This window comes from Aquitalea sp. S1-19 (genome assembly GCF_024343515.1).
The window spans coordinates 1-3486 of record NZ_RJTZ01000173.1; the positions used below are offsets into that span (position 1 = coordinate 1).

Consider the following 3486-nt stretch of genomic DNA (forward strand, 5'->3'; position numbering starts at 1 on the left):
GCGTGGATTTCCTTGATGCGGTCGATGCGCAGCACGTCGCCGGTTGGCTTCTTGGTGAACTTGTACGCGCCGTGGCTGGTGCCGATGGCGATCGCCAGCGCATCGACGCCGGTGTCCTTGACGAACTGGGCGGCTTCTTCCGGGTCGGTCAACAGCTGGCTGTGGTCGAGCACGCCTTCGGCGCCCACACCGTCTTCTTCGCCGGCCATGCCGGTTTCCAGGCTACCCAGGCAGCCGATCTCGCCTTCCACCGACACGCCGCAGGCGTGGGCGAAGTTGACCACGGTGCGGGTCACATCGGCGTTGTAGGCGTAGTCGGCCGGAGTCTTGCCATCGCTCTTGAGCGAGCCGTCCATCATCACCGAGGAGAAGCCGAGCTGGATCGAGCGCTGGCATACGTCCGGGCTGGTGCCGTGATCCTGGTGCATCACCACCGGGATATGCGGGAATTCTTCGATGGCCGCCAGAATCATATGGCGCAGGAACGGGGCGCCGGCGTATTTGCGGGCACCGGCCGAAGCCTGCACGATCACCGGTGCGTCGCACTTGTCGGCCGCTTCCATGATCGCGCGCATCTGCTCGAGGTTATTGACGTTGAACGCCGGCAGGCCATAGGAAAATTCTGCCGCATGGTCCAGCAGCTGTCGCATCGAAACGAGTGCCATCTCTATCTCCGTGTGTTGCGGCAGCGGCCTGATGGCCGCTACCAATCCGATTCTTCAATTTTGGCCGCCCGTGGGCCGCCCGTTCTGCATCAGTGCCGCGAGACCGCGGTCAGCGCCACGCCGGCCAGGCCAAAAGCGCCGCCGGCTGCGCGGTTCATCCATTTAAGCCGCTTGGGGCTGTCCAGCCACACCCTGAGCCGTGCGCCGCCGCCGGCATAGGCAAACTGCCAGCTGGTCTCGATCACGTAAAAAGTCGCCGCGAGTATCGCCAGTTGCGGGCCTTGCGGCAAGCGTGAATCCATAAACTGCGGGAAGAGCGCGGCAAAAAATACAAAGGCCTTGGGGTTGCTCATCGCCACCAGAAAGCCGGTGGAAAAACGCTGCCATGCCGCACCGTGCGGCACGGTGTCGTCGCTGCTCAGCGGCTGTGGCGGCGCGCGCCAGGTCTTGATCCCCAGATAAATCAGATACGCTGCACCACTGTACTTCACCACGGCAAATGCCGTCTCCGACGCAGCCAACAGCGCCCCCAGGCCTGCGGCTGAGCCGGCCATGATCAGCCCCAGCGCCGACAACAAGCCCAGCAGCGTGGGCAAGGTATGGCGCACGCCGTAGCGTATGCCGTGGTTCAGCGCCAGCAGCATATTCGGCCCCGGCGTAGCCGAGACGAAAAACACCGTCACTACATAGAGCAGCCAGGTTTCCAGGGGCATTTTTACGCCTAATGTATGAGCTAATGCGTAAGTTTATGCGATACGCGCTAACAAGGCCATGCGGCCCTCACCCCCCAGCCCCTCTCCCGCCAGCGGGCGAGGGGAGATTGCTGCCGTAAAACGATCTTCGCCCGTCGCCAAAAAACAAGCTAGCCAATTATCCCTCTCCCGCAGGCGGGAGAGGGTGGCGCGTCAGCGCTGGGTGAGGGTCAGGCGCGCTCGGCCAGAATCGCCACCGCCGGCAGTTCCTTGCCTTCGAGGAACTCGAGGAAGGCGCCGCCGCCGGTCGAGATATAGCTGATCTTGTCGGTCACGCCGAACTTGGCAATTGCCGACAGGGTGTCGCCGCCGCCAGCGATCGAGAACGCCTTGGAGTCGGCAATCGCCTCGGCCAGGGTGCGGGTGCCATGGCTGAACTGCTCGAACTCGAACACGCCGACCGGGCCGTTCCATACCACGGTGCCGGCCTTGGCCACGATCTCGGCCAGTTCTTTGGCCGAATCCGGGCCGATGTCGAGGATCATGTCGTCGCGGGTGACGTCGGCCACGTTTTTCAGCGTGTCTTCGGCGTTCTCGGAGAACTCCGGCGCGCACACCACATCGGTCGGCAGCGGCACTTCGCCACCATGGGCGCGGATCTTCTCGATCACCTTCTTCGCTTCGCCTACCAGATCGGCTTCGGCCAGCGATTTGCCGATATTCTTGCCCTCGGCCAACAGGAAGGTATTGGCAATGCCACCGCCGACGATCAGCTGGTCAACCTTGTCGGCCAGTGACTCCAGAATGGTCAGCTTGGTCGACACCTTGGAGCCGGCCACAATCGCCACCAGCGGACGGGCCGGCGACTGCAGCGCCTTGCCCAGCGCCAGCAGTTCGGCAGTCAGCAGCACGCCGGCGCAGGCGACGGGCGCGAACTTGGCCACCGCGTGGGTCGAGGCTTCGGCACGGTGCGCGGTGCCGAAGGCGTCGTTGACGAACACGTCGCACAGGCTGGCGTAAGCTTGGCCCAGTTCTTCGTTGTTCTTCTTCTCGCCGCGGTTCAATCGCACGTTCTCCAGCATCACCACGTCGCCGGCTTTCAGTTCGATGCCAGCCTGCCAGTCGGCGACCACTTTCACTTCCTGTGCTAGCAGTTCGGACAGGCGTTTGGCCACCGGCGCCAGGCTGTCTTCCGGCTTGGGCTCGCCCTCGGTCGGACGGCCGAGGTGGGTCATCAGGATCACCGACGCACCGGCCTTCAGGCAGTGCAGGATGGACGGCAAGGATGCGCGGATACGGGTGTCGTCACCGATCACGCCGTTTTTCACCGGCACGTTCATATCGACGCGGATCAGCACGCGTTGCCCGGCGAGGTTCTGTTCAGTCAGCTTCTTGAATTGCATGGTCACTCCGTTGGGGAATGGGGAGTCGGAAATGGGGAACAGGTTTTTAGCAAAACCGTTTCCTGATGGCCGCTCGTGTTTCCGTGTTTATTCGTAGGGTGGGTTAGCCGCCTGCGGCGGCGTAACCCACCATTCATTAGCGTGGGCAGATTGTGGTGGGTTATGGCGGTTTTGCCATCTGACCTACCCTACTCGCTTAATTGCCTTCTCTAGATCGTGAATCCACTGCCGTATTTTCGGGCGGAAGTATCAAATTATTGGCTTTAAAATCAAAATCAACAGAGAACGTATTAACTAGCAACGCAAACCAAAAAGCAGAAAGAGCCAAGCCAACGTAAATCGGCATCTTTCCTACGGAGAATTTTTTAGAAATCAAGAAATTTACGGGCTTGTCAAAAGGAGAGTCGTCTCTCATGCTTCTTTCAACATCTTTTTTTGCGGCCTCAATTTTCCCAGAAAACAACTCGTACTTAGGCGCACCCAAAACAGAAAGAAGCCTTATTTCTGTATCTTTTACCTTCTGTTCCCATCGGGCCTGCCAGAATTTTGCTCCCGCTGCCGTAAAGGCTTGGCAAACCGAAATAGCAATCCCAAGCAGGCATGTAAAAACTATCAGAGTTTTAGTGTATTTGCCTTGCGCCTGCAAAAGACCAGCCAGCAATACACCTTGAAAAATCATGAAGAAATTATTTCGGCTATTCAGATTTTGTATCTCCAAATCCCTAG

4 protein-coding genes are annotated in these 3486 nt (G+C 59.6%); all 4 read right to left on the reverse strand.

The genetic code is table 11. The features are described 5' to 3' along the window. Positions 1-665: ketose-bisphosphate aldolase (locus EGI20_RS16555; protein WP_498632791.1), on the reverse strand; the 665-nt coding region annotated here is incomplete at its 3' end. Positions 666-754: 89 nt separating this feature from the next. Further along, entirely contained in the window at positions 755-1378 is a 624-nt protein-coding gene (locus EGI20_RS16560) for a LysE family translocator (RefSeq protein WP_124735487.1), read from the reverse strand. 209 nt (positions 1379-1587) lie between these two features. Next, positions 1588-2760 carry a phosphoglycerate kinase gene (locus EGI20_RS16565; protein WP_498632793.1) on the reverse strand — a complete coding sequence of 391 codons (1173 nt, stop codon included), beginning with the start codon at positions 2758-2760 and terminating at the stop codon, positions 1588-1590. Between the two features lie 196 nt (positions 2761-2956). Further along, positions 2957-3486 (reverse strand): RipA family octameric membrane protein (locus EGI20_RS16570; RefSeq protein ID WP_498632795.1); only part of this gene is annotated, 530 nt, incomplete at its 5' end.